Source organism: Tangfeifania diversioriginum (assembly GCF_900141875.1).
GTDB lineage: Bacteria > Bacteroidota > Bacteroidia > Bacteroidales > Prolixibacteraceae > Tangfeifania > Tangfeifania diversioriginum.
Map to the genome: position 1 here is coordinate 167,156 of NZ_FQZE01000002.1, position 22,315 is coordinate 189,470.

General features: G+C 41.8%; 23 protein-coding genes. 8 read left to right on the forward strand and 15 right to left on the reverse strand.

Annotated elements, in window-relative coordinates:
• Positions 1-80: 80 nt before the first annotated feature.
• From BUC07_RS01970 to aroB, 4 genes are all read right to left on the reverse strand, one after another.
• Positions 81-1,109 carry a serine hydrolase domain-containing protein gene (locus tag BUC07_RS01970; RefSeq protein WP_073164745.1) on the reverse strand — a complete coding sequence of 343 codons (1,029 nt, stop codon included), beginning with the start codon at positions 1,107-1,109 and terminating at the stop codon, positions 81-83.
• Between the two features lie 127 nt (positions 1,110-1,236).
• Positions 1,237-3,072 carry a tetratricopeptide repeat protein gene (locus tag BUC07_RS01975; protein ID WP_083578048.1) on the reverse strand — a complete coding sequence of 612 codons (1,836 nt, stop codon included), beginning with the start codon at positions 3,070-3,072 and terminating at the stop codon, positions 1,237-1,239.
• A 124-nt stretch (positions 3,073-3,196) separates the two neighbouring features.
• Positions 3,197-4,438 carry a 3-phosphoshikimate 1-carboxyvinyltransferase gene (locus tag BUC07_RS01980; RefSeq protein WP_073164747.1) on the reverse strand — a complete coding sequence of 414 codons (1,242 nt, stop codon included), beginning with the start codon at positions 4,436-4,438 and terminating at the stop codon, positions 3,197-3,199.
• Positions 4,439-4,524: 86 nt separating this feature from the next.
• Positions 4,525-5,598, reverse strand: coding sequence for a 3-dehydroquinate synthase (aroB, locus tag BUC07_RS01985; RefSeq protein WP_073164749.1), 1,074 nt, complete (start codon positions 5,596-5,598; stop codon positions 4,525-4,527).
• 95 nt (positions 5,599-5,693) lie between these two features.
• On the opposite strand from aroB, the gene BUC07_RS01990 reads away from it, so the two are divergent.
• Positions 5,694-6,152, forward strand: coding sequence for a hypothetical protein (locus BUC07_RS01990; protein ID WP_139279438.1), 459 nt, complete (start codon positions 5,694-5,696; stop codon positions 6,150-6,152).
• Between the two features lie 16 nt (positions 6,153-6,168).
• Positions 6,169-7,272 carry a DNA-processing protein DprA gene (dprA, locus tag BUC07_RS01995; protein WP_073164754.1) on the forward strand — a complete coding sequence of 368 codons (1,104 nt, stop codon included), beginning with the start codon at positions 6,169-6,171 and terminating at the stop codon, positions 7,270-7,272.
• Between the two features lie 28 nt (positions 7,273-7,300).
• Here the strand turns inward: dprA and BUC07_RS20830 are convergent, their stop codons facing one another.
• Positions 7,301-7,459, reverse strand: a complete 159-nt coding sequence (locus tag BUC07_RS20830) for a hypothetical protein (RefSeq protein WP_175552444.1) — start codon at positions 7,457-7,459, stop codon at positions 7,301-7,303.
• Positions 7,443-8,030: an ATPase gene (locus tag BUC07_RS02000; protein WP_073164757.1), complete on the reverse strand. Its 588-nt coding sequence runs from the start codon at positions 8,028-8,030 to the stop codon at positions 7,443-7,445. Before BUC07_RS02000 ends, BUC07_RS20830 begins: the two co-directional genes overlap by 17 nt.
• Positions 8,031-8,112: 82 nt before the next feature.
• Between BUC07_RS02000 and BUC07_RS02005 the strand changes: the two genes are divergently transcribed.
• Positions 8,113-9,438, forward strand: coding sequence for a DEAD/DEAH box helicase (locus BUC07_RS02005; protein WP_073164759.1), 1,326 nt, complete (start codon positions 8,113-8,115; stop codon positions 9,436-9,438).
• 2 nt (positions 9,439-9,440) lie between these two features.
• Here the strand turns inward: BUC07_RS02005 and BUC07_RS02010 are convergent, their stop codons facing one another.
• From BUC07_RS02010 to BUC07_RS02030, 5 genes are all read right to left on the reverse strand, one after another.
• Positions 9,441-10,784 (reverse strand): 1-acyl-sn-glycerol-3-phosphate acyltransferase, encoded by a 1,344-nt coding sequence (locus tag BUC07_RS02010; protein WP_073164762.1) that lies wholly within the window; start codon positions 10,782-10,784, stop codon positions 9,441-9,443.
• Positions 10,781-11,740, reverse strand: coding sequence for a bile acid:sodium symporter family protein (locus BUC07_RS02015; protein WP_073164764.1), 960 nt, complete (start codon positions 11,738-11,740; stop codon positions 10,781-10,783). The genes BUC07_RS02010 and BUC07_RS02015 overlap by 4 nt, the downstream gene beginning before the upstream one ends.
• A 111-nt stretch (positions 11,741-11,851) precedes the next feature.
• On the reverse strand, positions 11,852-13,006 hold the full coding sequence (locus tag BUC07_RS02020; RefSeq protein WP_073165011.1) for an alkaline phosphatase: 1,155 nt from the start codon (positions 13,004-13,006) through the stop codon (positions 11,852-11,854).
• Positions 13,007-13,219: 213 nt separating this feature from the next.
• Complete coding sequence (locus BUC07_RS02025; protein WP_073164767.1) at positions 13,220-13,882, reverse strand: AlbA family DNA-binding domain-containing protein; 663 nt, start codon at positions 13,880-13,882, stop codon at positions 13,220-13,222.
• A 39-nt stretch (positions 13,883-13,921) separates the two neighbouring features.
• Entirely contained in the window at positions 13,922-14,368 is a 447-nt protein-coding gene (locus BUC07_RS02030; protein ID WP_073164770.1) for a GNAT family N-acetyltransferase, read from the reverse strand.
• Positions 14,369-14,468: 100 nt separating this feature from the next.
• Here BUC07_RS02030 and yjjX point away from each other — a divergent pair, with 100 nt between their 5' ends.
• A complete protein-coding gene (yjjX, locus tag BUC07_RS02035) occupies positions 14,469-14,987 on the forward strand; it encodes an inosine/xanthosine triphosphatase (protein WP_073164772.1) in 519 nt (172 codons plus the stop codon).
• On the opposite strand, the gene BUC07_RS02040 is transcribed toward yjjX, so the two are convergent.
• Genes BUC07_RS02040 through miaB form a run of 3 tightly spaced genes read right to left on the reverse strand, consistent with a single transcriptional unit; the run spans position 14,984 to position 17,046 of the window.
• A complete protein-coding gene (locus BUC07_RS02040; protein WP_073164775.1) occupies positions 14,984-15,313 on the reverse strand; it encodes a NifB/NifX family molybdenum-iron cluster-binding protein in 330 nt (109 codons plus the stop codon). The two genes, yjjX and BUC07_RS02040, sit on opposite strands and share 4 nt — an antisense overlap.
• Before the next feature lie 48 nt (positions 15,314-15,361).
• Positions 15,362-15,706, reverse strand: coding sequence for a carboxymuconolactone decarboxylase family protein (locus BUC07_RS02045; protein WP_073164778.1), 345 nt, complete (start codon positions 15,704-15,706; stop codon positions 15,362-15,364).
• 11 nt (positions 15,707-15,717) lie between these two features.
• On the reverse strand, positions 15,718-17,046 hold the full coding sequence (miaB, locus tag BUC07_RS02050; RefSeq protein ID WP_073164781.1) for a tRNA (N6-isopentenyl adenosine(37)-C2)-methylthiotransferase MiaB: 1,329 nt from the start codon (positions 17,044-17,046) through the stop codon (positions 15,718-15,720).
• 137 nt (positions 17,047-17,183) lie between these two features.
• Here miaB and BUC07_RS02055 point away from each other — a divergent pair, with 137 nt between their 5' ends.
• The 3 genes from BUC07_RS02055 (at position 17,184) to BUC07_RS02065 (ending at position 20,448) form a co-directional block, all read left to right on the forward strand.
• Complete coding sequence (locus tag BUC07_RS02055; RefSeq protein WP_073164783.1) at positions 17,184-17,933, forward strand: YebC/PmpR family DNA-binding transcriptional regulator; 750 nt, start codon at positions 17,184-17,186, stop codon at positions 17,931-17,933.
• 135 nt (positions 17,934-18,068) lie between these two features.
• Positions 18,069-18,566 carry an SPOR domain-containing protein gene (locus BUC07_RS02060; RefSeq protein ID WP_073164786.1) on the forward strand — a complete coding sequence of 166 codons (498 nt, stop codon included), beginning with the start codon at positions 18,069-18,071 and terminating at the stop codon, positions 18,564-18,566.
• Entirely contained in the window at positions 18,550-20,448 is a 1,899-nt protein-coding gene (locus BUC07_RS02065) for an amidophosphoribosyltransferase (protein ID WP_073164789.1), read from the forward strand. Before BUC07_RS02060 ends, BUC07_RS02065 begins: the two co-directional genes overlap by 17 nt.
• A 187-nt stretch (positions 20,449-20,635) precedes the next feature.
• Here BUC07_RS02065 and BUC07_RS02070 read toward each other — a convergent pair whose 3' ends face one another.
• Positions 20,636-20,863: a hypothetical protein gene (locus BUC07_RS02070; RefSeq protein ID WP_073164791.1), complete on the reverse strand. Its 228-nt coding sequence runs from the start codon at positions 20,861-20,863 to the stop codon at positions 20,636-20,638.
• 69 nt (positions 20,864-20,932) lie between these two features.
• Here BUC07_RS02070 and BUC07_RS02075 point away from each other — a divergent pair, with 69 nt between their 5' ends.
• A complete protein-coding gene (locus BUC07_RS02075; RefSeq protein WP_217652621.1) occupies positions 20,933-22,135 on the forward strand; it encodes a lipid II:glycine glycyltransferase FemX in 1,203 nt (400 codons plus the stop codon).
• The last annotated feature ends 180 nt before the right edge of the window (positions 22,136-22,315 follow it).

Consider the following 22,315-nt stretch of genomic DNA (forward strand, 5'->3'; position numbering starts at 1 on the left):
TTGAAATTAGTTGTCTGTTTTTGAAGAACACAACGGTTTGCAAACAGTTTTTTTGTTTCACTGAACGCTTGTTATGATCTTCATCTTTTCAGTATTTTCACAATCCGTCTGTATGTGATTTCCGCTAAACTCCAGTCATATCCATCAAAGTTAGTCGTATTATTAAACTGAATGACAACCGTATCGATGTCTTTGTGGTATTTGGCAATACTTTGGTAACCGGGAATCAGGCCTGTGTGTTCATACTTGTAAATAGAGGAATAGATTTCCTGCTCTCCTTCATTAAATACGGAACCATCGTTCAATGCCCGCAGGAATTTGCCGACATCTTCTGCTGTAGCGATCATTGAGGCGTAATCAGTCGTTTTGATATCTTCCTCTACGCCAACATAGTAGCCACTCATCAAACGATCCATATTTATTTCATGGATAGAACCGAAGGTATTTTTCAGCCCCAGCGGGTCCAAAACTTCCTTTTTTATGAATTGGAATTTGCTCGTTCCTGTCACCTTTTCAATGAGCAGAGAAATCAGTAAATAATTGGTATTTGAATATTCGTAATCTTGATTGGGCTCAAAGTTAGCTGGCAAATCAAGTACGCGTTCAAGCGCTTCTTCGCTGTTTTTTGGCGGGTCTGTCCAAAAGTTTGGGGTGTTTGTCAGATTCGGAATGCCACTTCGATGTTCCACCATCATTCTCAGGGTAATTTTTTCGGCATTCTCAATTCTTCCCGCGAGTTCCGGAAAATATTCGGCTAATGTTTTATCCAGCGACAAATGCCCGTCACCGACCAACCTGGTGATCGCAACTGCATCGTATAACTTACCAATACTGGCAATTTTGAATAGTGCATGAGGATCGGCAGGTATTTTGTTTTTCCGGTCGTGCCAGCCGGCTGCATAAAAAGCAGGTTCTTTTCCCGCTTGATCTACGTAAACAACTATTCCATCAAATCCGTATTTAATTCCTTTATCAAGTTGTTCCTGAACGGTTTCGGGCAGCGGTGCCAATATCGCCCGTAACAAAATCCATGGTACAAAAAACATGGAAGCTATGGTTCCTGTAAATAACATTATTTTGAGTATTCGTTTTGAATGTTTCTTTTTCATAATCCAGCAATTTTTTGAAATCTAAAATTATGTAGCAAAAGTAGCCCGTGAGCTTTTAACGCAAGTGCGCAATTCAAAAAGAAAAGTTCGGAATTATAATTGCGGACCAAATCGTTTGAATTTGATTTTATGAGGAAATATTTTCTTTTAAAAATTCTTTTGGCGTTCTTCCTGTTTCTTTTTTGAAATAGGTATTAAAAACGGTTTTTGAATTGAAGCCGCTTTCGTAAGCCAGTCCTAACAAGGAAATATGACTGTTCGCCGGATCGAGCGCCAGTTTCTTGAAATATTCAATCCGGTAATAGTTGATGAATTCATTAAAATTTTTGCCCATACGTTCATTCAGCAGCCACGACAATTTGTTGGGGTGAATTTCCAACTGTTCGGCAAGCGAACGCAAGGAAAGATTGGGAACCAAAAACGGCTCTTCTTCGGCGATGAAACGGGTCAGTTTTTCGGTGTAGTTATCAGCAGTTTCTGTATCCAGAAGGGAAGGTTTTTCGGGCGCCTGAATAACTATTTTTTCGGGAAGCCGGTAAAGTTTCTTTTTGTAAATATCGTAACGCGGATCTTCTTTCAATCTGTTTGCCAGCGAATCAGTATAACTGAGCAGTAAAACCGATGATTTCAGTTTGATTGCCTCATCGATCCAGGCAAACGCTTCGTCTGCTTTTCCCAGGGTAGCATAAGCCAGATAGAGGTATGAATGCGCCTGAAAAGCAAATTTTCCCCTGGATTTCTCAATTAACTGCTTCAAATACTTTTCCGTTTCAGTCTCATTTTTTTTAAGAATATTTGCCAGGCAAAGTATTCCCAATCTCTCATCGTGAATAACCATTTCTTCCGGCATTTTTTCAAGGAACTGAACCGCTTCGTCAACCCGCCCCATTTTCAGCAGGCAATAACTGCGTACAATGTAGGCCGGAATATTTTTCGGATTATTCGCCAGACATTCATCGTACAATTTTAATGCTTCTGAATATTTGTTTGAACGGTAATGAAAATAAGCGCGGTAAAACAAGGTTTCCTGCGAAAGCGGGTCAATGCTGTGCGCGATTTCAAGGTGCTGTTTTGCTTTTACTTTTTCTCCCAAAATCATATACAACATGGAAACAAACTGCTGTGCTTCGGGGTAGTTCGACTTGAGTTCCACCGAACGAAGCGCGTGTTTGAATGCCTCCTGAAAATTGGCATTGTAAAAAAATGAGAAATTCGCCAACAGATAATGCACCCCCGAGTGTTCCGGATTCAACAAAAAGGCTTTGTCCATGTATTTCCGTGATTTTTTCCAGGCCTCTTCGCGCGGCATCAATTCTGTTACCGCAAAAAAACTGTAAGCATCGGCCAGCCCAACATGCGAGTCGGTATGGTTTGGGTCGAGTTCAATGGCTTTTTCATAAAATCCGATAGCTTTTTGCGCGTCCACCGGATTCCACTTGTTGAAATGAAACCGGCCTTTCAGAAAGAATTCATACGCGTCGATGTTTGTAGTTTTCTTTTCTACAAGGTGTTCCTGAATTTCAAAATGGCCATATTGCTCTCTGAGTTTTTCTGCAATCAGCAGACTGATTTCATCCTGAATTTCAAAAATATTTTCCAGTTGGCGGTCCCAGGTTTCCGACCAAAAATGAAAATCTTCTTCGGCATGAATCAACTGCGCCGTAATTCTCACAGTTTTTGCCGCCAGGCGCACGCTGCCCTCTAAAATTGTTGCTACATTTAATTCTTTGGCAATTTGTATTGCGGGAATATTTTTGTTTTTGAAATAAAAGGAAGAGGTTCTGGAAGTGACCTTCAGTTGCTCAATTTGCGCCAGCGCGTTAATGATTTCTTCGGTTATTCCATCGCTGAAATATTCCATTTCTTCGCTGCCACTCATATTTACAAACGGTAAAACAGCAATGGATTTTGCTGCAATGGGTGCAGAAAAATGAGCCAAATTGCTGTTTAATTCTGAATACATGGACGATTTAATCTTGAAGGAAATTTAATTTCAATAATGAATTAAACAATGGATTACTATTGTAGTTCAAATCTACGTAATGAATTTTGTTCGTGCCAAAAAATAAATTATAGCCCAAAAGCAATTAACTCTGAATTTCTACCACTTCAAACCCCACATTCTTCAAATCTTCCCAAAATGCCGGGTATGATTTGGTTACCACCATGGGATCATCAATTTCCATTTGCAGGCCAGAAAGTGCCATGGGGGCAAAAGCCATTGCCATTCGGTGGTCGTGGTAGGTTTTTACTATCGGTGTCTCTTCTTTTAACTGTAAGTCAATCTGTCCGTCCCATTCCAGTTCACCATGTTTCGGTTCGGTAAGTGAAGCCCCAAATTTTGCCAGTTCGTTTTGCAATGCTGCAATCCGGTCGGTCTCCTTAATTTTCAGCGTTTTCAATCCTGAAAAATGGAACGGGACTTTTTTGGCCACGCACAAACAGGCGAAAGTTTGTGCCACATCAGGATTTTCAATAAAATCGATAGTGAGTCTTTCGGGTTGGACCGATTTCATTTTTTTCAGCAAAACTCCTTCTTTTTTTTGTTCTGAGAAAACGCCGAATTGCTCAAACCAGGTTGCAATATTTGCGTCGCCTTGCAAACTGTCCAGTTTCAGATTTTCCAGAAAAACATCGCCTTTTTGAGCCAGCGCCAGCATCTGGTACCAATACGATGCGCCTGACCAGTCGGCTTCCACGGTAAAATCCATGGGGAAATATTTTTGCTCGGGCACATAAATGGTGTTTTCTTTCCATTCATGCCGGACGCCAAATTTTCCCATTAGTTTTAGGGTGAGTTCAATGTACGACCGCGATGTGATATTGCCTTTCAGGTTGATTGCCAGGCCATTTTCAATGGTTGGCGCAAGCATTAGCAGTGCCGAAATATACTGGCTCGAAACACTTCCGTCGAGTTCAATGGTTTTTCCTTTCAGGTGCGAACCGAAAATTTTCAGTGGTGGAAAACCTTCTTTTTCAAGGTATTCGATTTTGGCGCCCAGTTCGTTCAGCGCATCCACCAAAATTTTTATGGGACGCTGTTTCATGCGTTCCGAACCTGTAATTTCCCACTCGCCAACAATTTTGGAAATGAAAGCGGTGAGGAAGCGCATTGCCGTGCCGGCATGGCCGATGTCAAATTTATTTTGGTTTGAGAAAAGCGCTTCAAGTAAAACTTTTGTGTCGTCAGAATTTGATAAATTCTGCACAGGATAAGGACTGTAACTCAGTGCATTTATGATTAATACCCGGTTGCTAATGCTTTTGGATGCGGGCAGTTTTATCTGTCCCTCTATTTTATTTTTATTGATTGAAATTTGATATCTCATTTTCGATTATCTTAGTGAATCCTCAGCGTATTCGCGGCTTTGTGGCTTTTTTCAAATAAAGCACTCAGTCATAAATGCACGCAGGCTCACGCAGGTTTTAAGTTTTTATAAAAGTTTAAGGCATCAAAGATCAACTCTTTTTCGCAGTTTTGATTAATGGCAATCTCGCCAATTTTCGGAAGTAGCGTAAAGTTGATTCGCCCCGATTCATTTTTCTTGTCGTGGGTCATCAGCTCGAAAAGCCGTTCAAAATCGAATTTTTCAATTTCCAGTTTTCCGTAAATATTTAACAGCCACTCAATCAAACCGTTTTGCTCATTTAGCGGGAAGCCGCATTTTATTTCAGACAAAAATAATTCGGTAATCATTCCGTAAGCCACTGCATAACCGTGCAGTACGGGCCGGTTTTGCTCCATTGCGAGGCTTTCAAATGCGTGACCGGCAGTGTGTCCAAAATTCAAAGCTTTGCGAATGCCGCCTTCCTGAAAATCATTAGCTACAAAATATTTTTTCACCTCTACCGAATGCCGGATTATTTCCTGTAACTGATTGTAATCAATATTTTTAAAGTCGAATATTTTTAATTCATCCAGGTGTTCCGGGCTTTTTATCAGGCCGTGTTTAATCATTTCGGCATAACCGGAAATAAAGTTTTCGCGGTCGATGGTTTTCAGAAAATCAGTATTAATGATAACTGCCACCGGTTCTTTAAACGTTCCCACTTCGTTTTTCAGGCCGTTAAAATTGATGCCGGTTTTTCCGCCTACCGAAGCATCCACTTGCGAAAGCAGGGTAGTTGGAACGTTCAGGAAATCGAGTCCGCGTTTGAAAGTGGAAGCGGCAAATCCAGCCAAATCGGTAAGCATACCGCCTCCAATATTTATCAGCAACGATTTGCGGTCGGCTCCGTTTTGTGAAAGAAATTTCCAAATTTTTTCCACCGATTCCAACTTTTTGTTGTTTTCTCCTGCCGGAATTACTACTTTTTTTATGCCTTCTGATTGGAAAAAATCATCGAATTGGGGCATCCAGATTTCATCCACTTTTTTTTCTGTGGCCAGAAATACTTTTCCCGGTTCGTATTTTTTAATCCACGCCCGAAGTTCGGTTTGTGGCGAACGTGTGTAAATTATTTTGGAATAAATGTTTGAATTTCCCATGGTTACCTGCTAAATTGCGGTAAAGTTAAAATAAATTTGTTTTATGAATTTTGAATCAGGGGCCACAGCCTGTTTTTCAAAAAAAATTAATGCTGATGGTTATTAAAAATAAAAAGAAGGTGGTAAAACTTCGCCGCCTGTTTTTTCTGGTAAGCCTTGTAATTGCACTGGTTGCACTGGTGTTGTTTTTAACAGATTATACATTGTACGCCATTGGAATGGTTGGCGTTTTTGCACTCTGGTTTTTGTTTTTTCAGGTGGCCGATTACCAGTACATTGAGTTTAGCGACGATAACGAAAAAATTTTACTGCGCTATTACAAAGCAATCAGATTTGGAAAAACGGACTTCCACGCCATTGAATTTCCTCAGCAATTACTTTATAACGCACTTTTCGAGCATTCAATGTTTGGAAAGATGACTGATTTAACCCTGGTAATCAGGACAAAACGCGGAATAGCCGAGTACCCTTCGGTGAGTTTGTCCGCATTGCCTTTCGACGACAGGAAAAAAGTGGAGGCGTCTTTGCACAAATTGCTTGGCGTAAACGTTTAATTTCTGCCACACAATCATGAATAATGAAAATTTATACCGAATTGCACTGTCGCTCATTCCCGGGGTGGGGAGTGTTTTGGCGCGGAACCTGGTAGCGTATGCAGGCAGTGTTGAAGCTGTTTTTAGTCAATCGTTCCAGGCACTGAAAAAAATTCCCGGTATTGGTGAAGTGAATGCACGACGAATAAAAAACAAAGAAATTTTCGAACGTGCTGAAAAGGAATTAAAGTTTATTGAAAAGTACAAAATTGATGTGCTGTTTTATACGGATAAAAATTTTCCGCGAAGACTGAAAAATTGTATCGATGCCCCGGTAATATTGTATTCCAAGGGGAATATGAATCTTGATATGCAGCGGATTGTCAGTATTGTGGGCACACGAAATGCCACTGATTACGGCAAAGATGTCTGCGAAAAATTAATCAGTGGCTTTTCTGAACGAAACTACCCGGTTTTGGTGGTGAGCGGCTTGGCCTATGGGATCGACATCCAGGCGCACAAAATGGCACTGAAATACAGCATCCCAACAGTTGGTGTGGTTGCGCACGGGCTCGATAAAATATACCCGTCGCTGCATGCTGACACTGCCCGTAAAATGCTGGGAAACGGCGGATTGGTCTCTGATTTCCCGAGCGGTACAAAAATCGACCCCGCCAACTTTATCCGCCGGAATCGCATAATTGCCGGGCTGGCCGATGCCACAATTGTAGTAGAATCGGCCGAAAAAGGCGGCGCTTTAATAACTGCTGACATTGCCTCCTCGTACAACCGCGATGTTTTTGCTTTTCCGGGGCGGGCCGACGATACTTATTCACGGGGCTGCAACCGGCTCATCCGACTAAACGGCGCCGATTTGATTGAAGGAATCGACGACCTCGAATTTTTTATGGGTTGGGAAAGCAATAAAAAAGAAAAAATTGTCCAATCTACACTTTTTGCTGACTTAACTGCTGATGAAACCAAAGTGGTGGATCTGCTCCGCGATAAAGGCGAACTGTTTATCGATCAGATTTCCGGTGAGCTGGGGATACCTACCAGCAAAGCTTCGGCACTACTGCTGAACATGGAATTTAAGAACCTGTTGGTGGCGCTGCCTGGGAAAATGTACAGACTGAAGTAGTTTTAAAAATGAACAAAATAAACCGGGATTACAATTTATGAGCGGGAATACGTATTACCTTTCCGTTTTCGTCGGAAACAACCAATTCAAGGTTCCGGGCCTTTTTGGTTTTAATTAATTTTTCCTGATACATCTCAAGACCTTTTAAAATTTTTTCCCGAATTTCCTTTTTATTTTCCCTCTTCATCAATTAAAGATTTTAAACGGTCAAATTTAGCAATATTTTTTACAATTTTCGATTCAGTTTTTACTCCCTCAGCAATCAGCTCTGATGACATTTTTTGAGAATTATCAAAAATCATCCAGTAATCACTTACCGGCATAAAAATGTCGAAAAGGTTTTTTATACCTGCATAATAACGTCGTGAAATAACATGTTTGGGTACATGATGTCCTCCTTCAAATACCCTGTTTTCAACACGTTCGTAGGCCAGTTCAACTGAATTTAGCCAAAAAAACAGAAGCGTGGTTTCGTACCCCGATTTTTTGGATTTCAAAATGGTATTCCGAAATGTACGTGACGATAAGGTGGTTTCAAAGGCAAAATCTTTTTGTTGAGGGATGTGTTCGTTAATCTTTTTCAACATTATCCGCCCTGCTTCAATCGACGACAACTCCGGTTTTAACGGAGAAAGACCGCGTGCAATTTCATCTGCATTAATAAAAATATTGCAATTGAGCATTTCCGGCAAAACTGTAAAAGATGCCGTGGTTTTTCCAGCTCCGTTGCAACCGGCTATTATATATAAATTTGGCATAATTTGAATTCTGGGCTAAAGATAAAAATTAAACAAGATTTAAACGGAATTACTTTCAGGCAGGATTTCCTATTTTTGCAGCATGAAGAAAACATTCGAAGAGCTGAAAATTGCCAAATCGATTTTAAAGTCGCTGGATGACATTGGTTTTAAGGAACCAACTCCCATTCAGGAGCAAGCCATTCCGAAAATTAATTCAGGAACAAACGTGGTTGGAGTGGCCCAGACAGGCACGGGCAAAACGGCAGCTTATCTTTTGCCTTTGCTGACCAAGCTTCGAAAGCCTGAAGGCAACGATCCGCGCGTGGTTATTTTAGTACCTACCCGCGAACTTTCCATCCAGGTTGGCGAAGATGTGGCAGAGCTCACCACCCGTTCCGAACTGCGGCATGCTGCTGTTTATGGCGGTATTGGCTGGACAAAACATGCTGAAATTGTGGAACCGGGAATCGACATTTTGGTAGCCACACCCGGCCGTCTGCGCGACTTGTACAACAATGGTGTGCTGTCGCTTAAAAAGGTAAAATACCTGGTAATTGATGAAGCCGACCGGATGCTCGACATGGGATTCATGCCCCAGCTCAGGCAGCTCTTCGATATTTTACCCCGTAAACGTCAAAACCTCCTTTTTTCGGCTACGTTTTCGGAGAACGTGGAAAAACTGGCCGAAGAATTTCTCGATTTTTATGAAAAACTTGAGGTTTCCCCATCGGCTACCCCGGTTGAAGAAGTTACCCAGTTGGCTTATAACGTGCCGAACTACCGCACTAAGCTCAATCTGCTGAAATATTTATTGCTTGATGAAGGAACTTTTTCGCGCATCATCATTTTTGTGAAAACCAAGGAACATGCCGATGGCGTTTATAAAGTGGTGAAACGCAAAGTTGAAGGTGAGATTCGTATTTTACATTCCAACAAAGCGCAAAGCACCCGCATTAATGCTATTCAGGCTTTTAAACACGGCGAAGTGCGGGTGTTGATTACCACCGATGTTTCGGCACGTGGAATGGATGCGAGCATGGTGAGTCATGTAATTAATTTTGATGTGCCGTCGGATTATGAGAATTATGTACATCGCATTGGTAGAACAGCCAGGGCGGGAAACCGGGGTAATGCCATTACGTTTATTGCTCCATCTGAAGAATGGCACTGGAAAAAAATTGAGGAGTTGATTCGAATGGAAATTCCGCTGCAGGAACTCCCCGAAGGAGTGGAAGTTGTTGAAACTGATTTTGATGAACGACAACGTCAGTTGCGTGAAATTGACAGGCAACGAAAAATTGACGATCCTACCTACCAGGGCGCTTTTCATCAGCGAAAGAAAAAAGAGGGGGCAAAAAAGAACTATTCCGATCGTTTTAAACGAACCAAAAAACGCCAGAAACGCTCGAAAAGAACAAGGCGATAAATTTACAGGAGGGTATCCAGCTTTTCAGTCAAACTTTGCTTTTCACTTAAAAGTTGGTGATAGATTTTGGGGTTAGATCTTTTTAACCACAGGTGCCTGAACATGCCAATGTTTTTTCGAAACAGTAAAAACCATTTGAAGGCCAGTTTCCCGGTCAATGGGAAACTCACCAAAAACAATATTTTCAGCCAAATGCCCGGAATAATCCAGGACACAGCAAGCAGTTCCAGCAAATAAAGAACCGGAAAAACAATGATTCCTGCACCCAAAAAGAAGGTGCTCCAAAATGAAAAATCTTTTACTTTTTTGCGTACAACCTTATCGATGATGAAAAAAGGAAGTGCGTTGAAAATGAGTCCGTATAAAAATACTGGCAGGCCTAAAATCAAAACCGGGATATTGAAAATTATTTTCCTAAAATGACTCCGCGGGCTGGAGTCGGTTAACCAGCTTCTGAGTTTTAGTTTTTTGATTTTAGAATTCAGGCTGCCGGCTTTTTTTGCAACCTGCTCTGCCACCTCCGGGTTTTCAGTTTCCAGTTTATCTAATTTATCAACCAAAACCTGGTCCGATTTAAACCGGTTTAATGTTGAAGCTTTTATGTTTTGTTTTCTCAAAAAATGTGGCCCGTAAATTTCTCTTATGGCCTCAAATTCATTATATGACCGCTTTGTTTTAAAGTTTAAAATTAACGGAAGTATTGATTTATGAATTTCTGTTTTGAGCGCAATGGTGGCTAAATTTGGATTTTCGTGATACTGTTCCAGGTAATCTTTTGCAGGAATGGGATCCCCAAAATTAACAATCACAGTGCGGTTAAATTTCCAATAGCTGCTGTAATAAATTCCTGTTGGAATAATTTGAATGTCGAGCTTGTTTTCGCTTTTCTCTTCGGCCATAAAAACAATGCGCGGCACAGCCTTTTTGTGCGCCAGCATTTGGCGTTTGGCAGAATGTGCGGCCTCAGGGAAAAGTGCCAGCGCAAAATTGTTTTCCAACACTTTTATGGAATCCGAAAATGTTTTTTCATTTTTTTCAAGATTGGCTTTTCCGTCGCGCAACCGGTAAACCGGCATAATTTTCAAAAAATGTAAAATGGCATCAATTACTTTTGATTTCCCAAACATGTCGGCTCGGCCCAGCCAAACCGGCTGAAAACGGGTGTGCAAAAGAATGGCCATGGGGTCGCTTAACGCATTTTGGTGATTGGGCGCAAAAACAATCGGTTTGTTTTTCGGAATTTTTTCTTTGCCGGTAATAATTACTTTTTTGTGAATAAGCCAGTCGGCAAATGATATGTACTGTTTCAGAAACCAGTACCCCAACGACCACTTCTCATATTTCATTGCACAGCAGTTTGATATAATGGTTTTCGGGCCCAGAGTCCTGAAATTGCCAGGCCGCTCACAATGTGCCACACTCCCCACCAGGCTGCAATAAATGTCATGCCGCCCAGTTCGAGTTCCGGTGGAAAAATTTTGGGATTGAACATGAGCACCAGTGCCAGCCCGGAGTTTTGTATTCCCGTTTCAAGCGTTATTGCACGACGGTCAACACGCGGCAGTTTCAATGCCGAGGCTAAGGTAAAACCAGTTGTCAGGGCAAGGGCATTGTGCACAAGCACAATTAAAAATATGAGGTGGATAAAGCGAATAAAGTGGCTGAAATTGGCCGAAAGCAGAATAATAACAAATGCAATAAAAATGAGAATAGAAGCTTGTTTTATTGGCTTCTTGATTTTTTTGGTGAATTTAGGAAGGTATTGTGAAAATAAAAGTCCTGCAATAACCGGTATTCCGAGCAAAATAATTACGGTTTGCACCATTTGCATGAAATCAATTTCAATGGGCACCAGGTAATTTCCTGCACCAGATGCGTTATAGTGATTCAGGTACATTTTTCCCCAAACGGCAAAATTTAATGGCGTCATAAAAGTGGCCGCTAAAGTGGCGAATCCGGTGAGACTGACCGAAAGTGCCACGTTTCCCTTGGCCATCGAACTCATAAAATTTGAAACATTTCCTCCGGGGCACGAAGCAATTAAAATCATTCCGAGTGCCACGGTGGGAGTGGGGTTCAGAATTAATACAAACAAGAATGTTATAAACGGCAACAGGAAAAACTGCGAAATAGCACCTGTAATAGCCGATTTGGGCTTGAGGATGACATCTTTGAAATGCTGCCATTTTATATCGAGCGCCACGCCAAACATTACAAAGGCAATTACAACATTTAATGCGAACAACCCGGTGGGAGAGAAGTTTAATCGTACATGATCAAGTACTTCCAGAGCCTCATTCATAAGAAATTATTTAATTGAATGCCGAAAAATAGAAAAACTATTGCGAAAAACAATAAAAAAGCCGAAACCCATTATCTTACGGTCTCGGCTTCAATTGTGGCTGCAGTATTGTTAATTGCTGATAATCAGTTCTTTAATTTTTTTATTGATGTCGGTGTTGTCTATAAAACCGATAAATTCTTCAGCACCCGGACCATAAGCGAAAACAGGCACCATTAAGCCAGTGTGGCCGCCGGTTGTAAATTCTCCTTTTACCAGGCCGGTTTCAGGATTGCCTTCCAGAATAGACATTCCACCGGTTTCATGGTCGGCAGTTACAATAACCAGTGTTTCTTTGTCTTTTGATGCAAACTCCAGGGCCTCGCCAATAGCCTGGTCAAAATCGAGCATGTCTTCCACCACATAAATTGTGCTTCCGGCATGGCCGCCCCAGTCAATTTGCGAACCTTCAACCATCAGGAAGAATCCTTTTTTATTCTTGCTCAAAACAGTAATGGCTGTTTTGGTGGAAACAGGCAGCATATCACCGCGTTCGGCTACTCTTCCGTTATGTCCCGGAGCTGTAAACCCAGCCAGCTTTCCTTTTTTTACTTTTTTTATTTTATTTAGATCCTGTTCAACAACGTAACCTTTTTGTTCCAGTTCGTTTGCGAGGTTGCGGCCATCTTCGCGTTCGGTAAAATGGCTATAGCCCCCGCCAATAAACACATCGATATCTGTTTTCAGAAAATCGGCGGCAATTTCTTCATACATATTCCGGCTGGTTTGGTGAGCAATAAACGAGGCGGGTGTGGCATGTGTAATAGCTGATGTGGAGACAAGCCCTGTGGCTAATCCCTTGTCCTCGGCATCTTCCAAAATCGTTTTAACCGGATTGTCGTTTACATCAACTCCAATGGCACCATTGTATGTTTTTACCCCTGTTGAAATGGCGGTTCCGCCTGCAGCTGAATCGGTGATGTAATTGTCAGCTGAATTTGTACTCATCAGCCCTGTATATTTGAAATTTTGGATGAACAGCTGTCCTTTGTTTGCGATTAAACCGGACTGGAGCTGAGGTAAACTCATTCCGTCACCAATTAAAAGAATTACATTTTTGGGTTTTTTCGATTTAAATTTATGCAGATAGGTTTTTACCATGTGTGTGTCGCCACCCTGATAAATTTTTTCATTATCTTCTGCCTCGGCTTCGAGGTAGTCATTCTGAGCATAAGTAAAAATACTTGCAGTTAGTGCAAGTAATAAAATCATTGATTTTCGTAACATATTCATTTTAATTTTAATTTTGAATCAGTAAAAATAAGTAGAAATATTTTTGTTCAAAGTCAAATCTTTAAAAGATCTGTGAAATTTACTGTTTTTTATTTTTTATTGAATAAATGCTTAATCAAACGCTTTCCTGGAATTATTCGGCTACTACCATTTAACATTGGAATATCCAACAAGTTCAATCCACATTATTAAAGAAGTGTAAAATTTTTATTTAAATTTCACGAGTTCATTCTTGTCGAAATCAGTATTCAGAAAAAAGTAAGTACCCTCGTGGGTTGTGTTTAACCTGATGATGTCCATTATTATGAAATTGCTTAGGATTTCCTGCGCTTTATGCCTCGAAATTTGAGCCAGCCGCATGAATTTTGAAAATGTAATCCTTTCGTTTTCCTGGAGGTACTGAATCAGAAATTTTTCATCATCGGAATAGGTAAAACAAATTCCTTTTGGGCTGTTCTGTTTGTTCCAAACCACCAGTTGGATTTTGTGTGCTAAAATGTTTTCATCGTTTTTTCTGATATACGCCAGCCACTTTCCACTTTGGTCTTTCGCGTAATGGGGCTTTTCAATGCTTGGCTCAATGGAGATTTCGAGTACGGTTTTTCCTTCGGAATTCCATTGTTTAGTTGAAAAATTGATGGGCGGATTACTGTAAATTTTGGCGGCTGCCTCAACCATGTAAAACTCTTCGTCGGTGCTTATTCCCACAATTTTGCCATTATCTTTTACCCCGATGAGCAACCGCCCACCATCGGTATTGGCAAATGCAACAAGCGATTTGGCAATTTTTTTCGAGTCGTTTATGCAGTACTTGAAATCTTGCTGCTGGTGTTCGCCCTCTTCAATAAGTTTATGTAGATACTGATTCAAAACGGGGAATTTTTTATCCTGCTCAAAAACCAGGGTGTATTATTTTAGCCATTCAAAAGTTATATAATGATCCGGACTCATGCCCAGTTTTTTATAAGTTTTTTGGGCCGCTTTGTTGTCCTTGTCGGCATACAAACGAATTCCTTTCAGCGACTCCTCCTGCAATACCATTTCTTTTAAATGCGAATACATTTTGCTGTAAACCCCTTTTCGCCTGAATTCGGGCAGTATAAATACCGACTGTATCCAAAGCACAGTTCCATTGCGCCAGTCGCTCCACTCGTAGGTAGTTAAAAGCGAACCTATGATTTTACCTTTTTTTTCAGCCACATAGTAACGGCCTTTTGTGTTGTCGTTTATTACTTCTTCTACACCTTTTTCTACTGTAGGTTGGTGAAGTTTAATATTTTCCGTTTCTTCGGCCATTGCCATTTGAAATTGGACAATTGCAGAAACATCTGTTTTTTTTGCTATTCTTACTAACATTTTTATTTTTAAAAGGCAAAATTAAAAAAACCGGCATAACCATTAAGTTTTGGTTGATAAAAGTATCCGGCATATTTTATATGTATTAAAATAACACAACATGAAGATTGTAGTTGCTTCGAAAAATCCGGTAAAAATTGAAGCTGTACAAAAAGGATTTAAATCGTATTTTAATGATATTACAGTTGAAAGTGTCCTGGTTGACTCAGGAGTATCAGAACAGCCAGGCACCGATGATGAAACCCTTACTGGAGCAATCAACCGGGTAAAAGCCGCCCGGAATCAGATTTATGACGCTGACTATTGGGTGGCCATTGAGGGTGGAATTCAGGCCAATGAAAAAGATGTTCACGCTTTTGCATGGGTGGTTATTTATTCGGCAGGAAAATATGGTGAGGCCCGGACTGCGTCATTTGTTCTTCCAAAAAAGATAGCCCATTTGGTGGCTGGTGGAATGGAGCTTGGAGTGGCCAACGACATGGTTTTTAACGAAACAAATTCGAAACAAAAAAACGGGGCCGTGGGGTTGCTTACCCACAACCAAATCGATCGGGTTGAGTTATACCGTGCAGGTGTGGTTTTGGCTTTAATTCCCTTTGTGAATCAGGGGTTGTATTAGCCAGCCTTTTGGTTTATCCGGTTAATTATTTCTTCCACCTTAATTTTTTCTTCCTGTAAAAGAACAAGCTGCAACTTTTCTTTTTCGAGTAAACTGCTCACCATAGGGCCAACTTCTCCGGTAATGATTACCGAAACGCCTTTTTTCTGAAGGTGCTTAATCAGTTTTACCCCGCTGTGATCTGTATCTTTGTACGGATTCTCCACAATTGAATATGTACCGCTTGCCTCGTTGTAAATAACAATGTTTTCACACTTTCCGAAGCGTAAATCGAGAAATGATTTTTCGGATTTTCCAGAGGAGGAAATTGCATAAACTTTATTCATAACTTGAAAGTTGTTTTTTACTATAACAATTTTAAACCTGAAAGTTTTTTATTTCTGGTTGTTTAATGCTTCCCAGTATTCCAGCGCTCTTCGTGTATGGGGAATAACAATGGTTCCGCCAACCACATTGGCTACCGAGAAAACTTCAAAAATTTCGTTGGTACTTACCCCTTGTTCAAAACATTTTTCCAGGTGGTATCTCACGCAATCGTCGCACCTCAGCACCATTGATGTGGCCAGGCCGAGCATTTCTTTCACTTTGCCGCTAAGTGCGCCATCCTGGTAAGTCAGGGTATCGAGGCTGTAAAGCCGTTTCATTACTTTATTGTCGCTACCCAGTATTTTGTCATTCATTTTTGAACGATAGGCATTAAAATCTTCAATTATGGCCATAATTTAATTTTTTATTCCACGTCTCCAATTAAAGTCGTTTGGGTGCAGCTATTGATTTTTACTTTTACAAAATCGCCTTTTTTAAAATTGTATTTGGGAAATACCACTACTTTGTTTTCGGAAGTCCGGCCAAAAAGTTGCTGGTCCGATTTTTTTGAAAAACCTTCCACAAGAACTTCAACCACTTTGCCAATATCTTTTTGGTTGCTTTCCAGCGAAAGGCTGTTTTGGAGTTGAATCACTTCGTTTAACCGGCGCGTTTTGGTTTCCTCCGGCACATCGTCTTTCATTTTTTTGGCTGCGTAGGTGCCGGGCCTTTCCGAATATTTAAACATGAAAGCCATATCGAATTTTACCTCTTCCATCAGCGACAGTGTTTGGGCGTGGTCTTCTTCGGTTTCGCTGCAAAAACCGGTAAATACATCGGTGGATAATCCGCAACCGGGCAAAATGGTTTTAATGGCCCGAATGCGGTCGAGGTACCAATCGCGATCGTATTTGCGGTTCATCAGCTTTAAAATGCGCGAACTGCCCGACTGCACCGGCAAATGGATGTGTTTGCAAATGTTGGGGTACTGCGCCATTATGTGCAGCACTTTGTCCGACATATCTTTGGGGTGCGAAGTGGTAAAACGTATCCGCATTTCAGGATCTATTTTAGCAACCATTTCCAGCAAATCCCAAAAGCGCACCGGTTTTCGTTCTCCTTCCGGCAGCCAATTAAACGAATTAACGTTTTGCCCGAGCAGGGTTACTTCCTTATAGTTTTTTGACGAAAGATCTTTTACTTCATTTAAAATATCCTGTGGGTAGCGGCTGCGTTCACGTCCGCGTGTGTACGGAACAATACAGTAGGTGCAAAAATTATTACACCCACGGGTAATGCTTACAAATCCTGAAAGCGCTTTGTCGCCAAGGCGCACGGGAGTGATTTTGTCGTAGGTTTCAATGGTCGATAATTCGGTGTTGAGGGCCTTTTCGCCGCTTTCCACTTTATCGATTAAATAGGGGAGATCGCGGTAGGCATCGGGCCCGGCCACCAAATCAACCACGCCTTTCTCCAGAAATTCATTGCCAACCCGTTCGGCCATGCACCCGAGCACTCCAACCACCAGCTTTTTATTTTTCTTTTTGATGGCATTGTAATGGTTCAGTCTGCCCCAAATGCGTTTTTCGGCATTGTCGCGAACCGAGCAGGTATTCAGGAAAACCGCATCAGCATCTTCGGGCGATTTTACCAACTGGTATTGCCTTTCCTGTAAAATAGCAGCCACCACTTCGCTGTCGGCCACGTTCATCTGGCATCCGTAAGTTTCTATGTATAGTTTTTTTTGTTCCATGTCAAGTGGGGCAAATTTAGTTCATTTTACCGATTAACAGGAATCCACTTTCAAAAGAATATTATTTCGTGTTTGTCAGAAATTGCCATTTTCTACATTTTTGTAACTTAATAGAAATTTAAAAGAACAAAAAGCATATGTCAGGTCACAGCAAATGGTCAACCATAAAACGGAAAAAAGGGGCACTGGATGCCAAGCGGTCGAAAATGTTTTCGAAACTTTCGAAAGAGATTACTGTAGCAGCCAAACTGGGCGGCGCCGATGAGGAAGCCAATTCGAGGCTCCGCTTAGCGGTGCAAAATGCCAAAGGTCAGAACATGCCCAAAGATGTGATTCAACGGGCAATTAACAAGGCCGATAAGGATTCTTCCAATTTTGAAGAAATGACTTTTGAAGGTTACGGGCCCGAGGGAATTGCCATTTTTGTGGAATGTCTTTCGGATAATAACAACCGTACGGTAGGCAGTGTGCGGTCAATTTTTTCAAAACATAACGGGCATTTGGGAACCAATGGTTCAGTAGCCTTTCTTTTTGAAACCAAAGGTGTTTTTGTAGTTCCGGTTACGGACAAAATTGACATGGATGAGTTTGAGCTCGAGATGATTGATGCCGGTGCTGAAGAACTGGAAGAAAATGACGGTTTTATTGAAATTACTTCTGCCATGGAGGATTTTGGCAACATTTCAAAAAAACTGGAAGAGCTAAGCATTGATGCTGAAAGCCAGGGCCTGCAGCGTATTCCAACAACCACTACGGCACTTGATGTGGAAGACGCTAAAAAAGTATTGCGCCTGATTGAACGCCTGGAAGAAGACGACGATGTACAAAATGTTTACCACAACCTGGAAATTACACCCGAGTTGGAAAAAGCACTCAGCGAAGAGTAGTTTGCAGCCAGTTTATTTTAAAAGAGAAAGGGGCTTTTCAGTAACAGAAAATTCCTGCAGACAATTGTCAGTAAGAAAATCCGTTATTGTTTTAAGGTTTTTACGTTATATTTGCATTCTCAATTTAAGGGATTAATGAGGGTACTTTTTTTAATCATTACAGGTTTGTTTTTTTGCCAGCTTGCTCAAGCGCAGGTTCAGTTTCCTGAAAGCACTACTTCTGATACTGTAGCTATTTCCGAAATAACAGTTGACAGCATTCAACTGCTTTCAGAACTTGACTTGACCCAGGATTCCCGCCTCGATAAAATGCTGAAATGGCATATTGAATATAACAGAAGGCGCGATGGAATGGATGGGTACCGTATTGAAATTTTTTCAAGCTCGGCGCTTAACGGTAAAGAACAGGCCCTGAAAAAGAAAGTGGAATTCCTGTCGTTATACCCCGATGTAAATGTTTACGTAAAATTCAGGGCACCGGTGTTCAAAGTGAGGATTGGCGATTTCAGGACCAAAAAAGATGCAATGAAATTGTACAATCGGATCCGTAAAAATTACCCCGGTGCATTTATTGTTCCTGACATCATAAATTTTCCTGTGCTGAAAACAAATAAATATGAGCGACCAGATTAAGCACGAATGCGGAATTGCTTTAATTCGACTTTTAAAACCGTTATCGTATTACAAAGAAAAGTACGGAACCTGGAAATACGGGCTCAATAAACTCTACCTGCTCATGGAAAAGCAGCACAACCGCGGGCAGGACGGTGCAGGCGCAGTTTGCGTGAAAGATCACCTCGCCCCGGGGAGTACCTACATCAACCGGTACCGTTCCATTCAGCAAAACCCCATTAAAGATATTTTCGACAGGATAAACAAACCGCTGAAAAAAGCTATCCGCAAAGGAACTGATGTGAATGATTGCGAATGGGCCTACCAAAATTACCCGTTTGCCGGGGAATTGTATCTGGGCCATTTGCGTTACGGTACTTTCGGGAAAAACAGCATTGAGTTTGTGCATCCGGTAATGCGCCAGAATAACTGGAGGTCGAGAAACCTGGTGCTGGCGGGCAATTTTAACCTGACCAATACCGACGAACTTTTTGAAGTGCTGGTTGACCTGGGGCAACATCCCAAAGCTTATACTGATACTGTTACGGCCCTTGAGAAAGTAGGGCATTTCCTCGATGAAGAGAACCAGTTGCTATTCAGGCAATATAAAAATGAAGGCTACCAGAACAACGAAATTTCGCCGCTGATTGAAAGCAACCTCGATATCCGAAATATTTTGGAAAGGGCCACCAAGGACTGGGATGGCGGATATGCGATGGCAGGGTTAATCGGCCATGGCGATGCTTTTGTGGTGCGCGATCCGTGGGGCATCCGGCCCGCGCATTATTATGCCAACGACGAGATTGTGGTGGTGGCGTCCGAACGTCCGGTTATTCAAACGGCCATGAATGTGCAGTGGAATGAAGTGCATGAAATTGAACCGGGTGAAGCGCTGATTATTAAAAAGAAAGGGGAAGTGAAACATGAAATGGTTCGTCCGCCGCACAAAAGAACTTCCTGCTCGTTCGAACGGATTTATTTTTCGCGGGGCAGCGACCGGAACATCTACAACGAACGCAAAGAGCTGGGGCGGTTAATCAGCCCGGCCATTTTAAAAGCAGTTGATTACGATTTTATTAATACAGTCTTTTCTTTCATCCCCAACACTTCGGAAACTGCTTTTTACGGAATGCTTGAAGGAGTGCGCAGTTACCTTACCAACTGGAAAATTGATGAGCTGAAAAAGAAAAACGGATCGCTTACCAATGCGGATATCAAGAAAATTATTTCGTTTGAACCCCGTGTGGAGAAAATTGCCATTAAAGATGTGAAGCTCCGCACTTTTATTGCCGACGATGCCAGCCGCGACGACCTGGTGGCCCACGTTTACGATGTAACCTACGGGGTTATTAAAAACGGAGTGGATACCCTGGTGGTTATCGACGATTCCATTGTGCGGGGAACAACTTTGAAGAACAGTATTTTGAGAATTCTTGGCCGCCTGCATCCCAAAAAAATTATTGTGGTTTCATCGGCTCCACAAATCCGTTACCCCGACTGCTACGGAATTGACATGGCACAGCTCGATAAATTTATTGCCTTTAACGCGGCCATTACTTTGCTGAAAGAAACTGGCCGGGAATCGGTCATCGACGAGGTTTACCAAAAATGCAAGGAGCAACAAAACCTGCCCAAAGAAGAAATGGTGAACTATGTCCGTGAGATTTACCGTCCTTTTACAGCCGAACAAATTTCTGCCAAAATCTCTGAATTGTTAAAACCCGATGAATGCCTTTCGGAAGTTGAAATTGTTTACCAGTCGGTTGAAAACCTGCACAAAGCATGCCCCAACGATACCGGTGACTGGTACTTCACCGGGAATTATCCCACTCCCGGAGGCAACAGGGTGGTGAATTCTTCATTTATAAATTATATTGAAGGAAAACACAAACGCGCCTACTGATTTTTTTCTGGCAGAATCTTTTTATTTCCATAAAAACAATTTGTAGGTTGGCGTGTTAATGTAAAAGCCTCTGGAAATGAAAGATGTAAATTTGTCATGGCGTATTATTTATCTTTCCTTCGGGAAAAAATTATCTTTCAGTTTTCAGGGGTTTTTTTTATACTTCTGAATGAATTTTTGATATTCTTCACTCATTGCCTCCCGCATTCATTACAACCATTTTCAAAATTTTTGCCAGTGCAGCACTGGGGAAAAACAAAGATTGATATCGCTGTTTTTTTTGTTGGTTGAATGAGTGACAATTAGAGTAGCCAACAGTAAATCCACCAAACTTGCTTTTTTCAAGATGCTGAGCATAAGTTATTTGGTAACCTAAAATTAACAACTGTTTTGCAAAAGCTATTCTTCCCGTCATGCTCTGTTTCTGTTGAAGAATGTGATGATGCGAGATTCATAAATTGTTGTTTTTTGCTTTCAAGAAGGTATGTATTTCAGAACATGGATGATATCATTTTGTGCTGCCAGTATGCTTTTTAAATTTGCCGGCCCAAAAGTCAACAGGATTATGCATTGCAAGCTGGAAGAAAAAGCGATTCGTGATATTGAAGCAACCAATGTGGTTCAGCAAACTTCGTTTTGGGCCCGTGTGAAAAATCAGCAGGGGCTGGAACCTTTTGCTTTTGAGTATGCTGCTTCGGAAGATTTACTGAAACCAGCGAGTAGCGGACAAAAATTTATAAATGACGATTTGCTGGTGTTGGTGCGTTACATCGACGATAAACACAGTGTTGCATATATTCCTTACGGGCCTGTAAATGAACCCGACTTTGAAAACCAGGGCGTTTTTATGGAAGAGCTGGCCGAGGCTATGCGTCCTCATCTGCCTGAAAATTGCATTCTTATACGGTTCGATCTCCCCTGGGAAAACCAGTGGGCGCACGAAGATGATTTTTTTGACGAACGCGGCAACTGGAGCGGTCCTCCATCGGCCAACCAGCAGGAATTCAGGGTGAATTTTAAAACCAACAACTGGAACCTGCAAAAGAGCCGGAGCGACAACCTACCCACCAATACTATTTTTTTGGATTTGAACCAGGGGCAGGAGAGGCTTTTGCAAAACATGAAACCCAAAACACGGTACAACATTCGTTTGTCGAAGCGCAGGGGAGTGCAGGTAAAAAGCTATGGCATGGACATGCTTGAAACCTGGTATGATTTGTACCGCGAAACTTCAATGCGCAACGGAATAACTCTTCACCCCAAAGATAATTTTTACAACTTTTTTGAAATTCAGAAGAATACGGCAAAAGACATTAATACCCACTTGCTGATGGCCGATTATGAAGGCGAATTCCTGGCGGCCATGTTTCTGGTATTGTCGAAAAAACGGGGCACATATTTGTACGGAGCATCTTCGGCAAACAGGCGCAACCTGATGGCTACTTACGCGGTGCAGTGGGAAGGCATCCGGCTCGCGCAGGAAGCAGGCTGCGAAGAGTACGACATGTTTGGCGCAGCTCCCAATGCCAACTCGGGCCACCCGATGCACGGACTTTACCGCTTCAAAAGTGGTTTTGGTGGTTCCTTTTTTCATCGCATGGGGTGCTGGGATTACCCCTTAAACCAAACACAATACAACACTTTCAGAGCGCAGGAGGTAAACAGCCAGGGGTATCATGTGAACTGACATTTCTGTAAACATTGAAATCCTCCGGATTTCTTCCTACAGCCCAGATCCCCAAATCCGTGTCGGTAAAAATTTATTCAGCAGCAGGTATGAATCGGAGCGACTGTCCCCCTGCCAAGGGGGACAAGGACGGATCTATTCGTCCAGGGGGTCAACATCGGAAGTAATAAGGTCAATAAG

Coding starts and splice junctions, on each gene's coding strand:
- miaB (WP_073164781.1), bottom strand. CDS start 17,046: ATGGAACAAAAAAAACTATACATAGAAACTTACGGATGCCAGATGAAC.
- BUC07_RS02065 (WP_073164789.1), top strand. CDS start 18,550: ATGAGCGACCAGATTAAGCACGAATGCGGAATTGCTTTAATTCGACTT.
- BUC07_RS01970 (WP_073164745.1), bottom strand. CDS start 1,109: ATGAAAAAGAAACATTCAAAACGAATACTCAAAATAATGTTATTTACA.
- BUC07_RS20830 (WP_175552444.1), bottom strand. CDS start 7,459: ATGAAGAGGGAAAATAAAAAGGAAATTCGGGAAAAAATTTTAAAAGGT.
- aroB (WP_073164749.1), bottom strand. CDS start 5,598: ATGGGAAATTCAAACATTTATTCCAAAATAATTTACACACGTTCGCCA.
- BUC07_RS02000 (WP_073164757.1), bottom strand. CDS start 8,030: ATGCCAAATTTATATATAATAGCCGGTTGCAACGGAGCTGGAAAAACC.
- BUC07_RS01980 (WP_073164747.1), bottom strand. CDS start 4,438: ATGAGATATCAAATTTCAATCAATAAAAATAAAATAGAGGGACAGATA.
- BUC07_RS02010 (WP_073164762.1), bottom strand. CDS start 10,784: ATGAAATATGAGAAGTGGTCGTTGGGGTACTGGTTTCTGAAACAGTAC.
- BUC07_RS02060 (WP_073164786.1), top strand. CDS start 18,069: ATGAGGGTACTTTTTTTAATCATTACAGGTTTGTTTTTTTGCCAGCTT.
- BUC07_RS02075 (WP_217652621.1), top strand. CDS start 20,933: ATGTATTTCAGAACATGGATGATATCATTTTGTGCTGCCAGTATGCTT.
- dprA (WP_073164754.1), top strand. CDS start 6,169: ATGAATAATGAAAATTTATACCGAATTGCACTGTCGCTCATTCCCGGG.
- BUC07_RS02040 (WP_073164775.1), bottom strand. CDS start 15,313: ATGAATAAAGTTTATGCAATTTCCTCCTCTGGAAAATCCGAAAAATCA.
- BUC07_RS02030 (WP_073164770.1), bottom strand. CDS start 14,368: ATGTTAGTAAGAATAGCAAAAAAAACAGATGTTTCTGCAATTGTCCAA.
- BUC07_RS02055 (WP_073164783.1), top strand. CDS start 17,184: ATGTCAGGTCACAGCAAATGGTCAACCATAAAACGGAAAAAAGGGGCA.
- BUC07_RS02020 (WP_073165011.1), bottom strand. CDS start 13,006: ATGTTACGAAAATCAATGATTTTATTACTTGCACTAACTGCAAGTATT.
- BUC07_RS01975 (WP_083578048.1), bottom strand. CDS start 3,072: ATGTATTCAGAATTAAACAGCAATTTGGCTCATTTTTCTGCACCCATT.
- BUC07_RS01990 (WP_139279438.1), top strand. CDS start 5,694: ATGGTTATTAAAAATAAAAAGAAGGTGGTAAAACTTCGCCGCCTGTTT.
- BUC07_RS02045 (WP_073164778.1), bottom strand. CDS start 15,706: ATGGCCATAATTGAAGATTTTAATGCCTATCGTTCAAAAATGAATGAC.
- BUC07_RS02070 (WP_073164791.1), bottom strand. CDS start 20,863: ATGACGGGAAGAATAGCTTTTGCAAAACAGTTGTTAATTTTAGGTTAC.
- BUC07_RS02015 (WP_073164764.1), bottom strand. CDS start 11,740: ATGAATGAGGCTCTGGAAGTACTTGATCATGTACGATTAAACTTCTCT.
- yjjX (WP_073164772.1), top strand. CDS start 14,469: ATGAAGATTGTAGTTGCTTCGAAAAATCCGGTAAAAATTGAAGCTGTA.
- BUC07_RS02005 (WP_073164759.1), top strand. CDS start 8,113: ATGAAGAAAACATTCGAAGAGCTGAAAATTGCCAAATCGATTTTAAAG.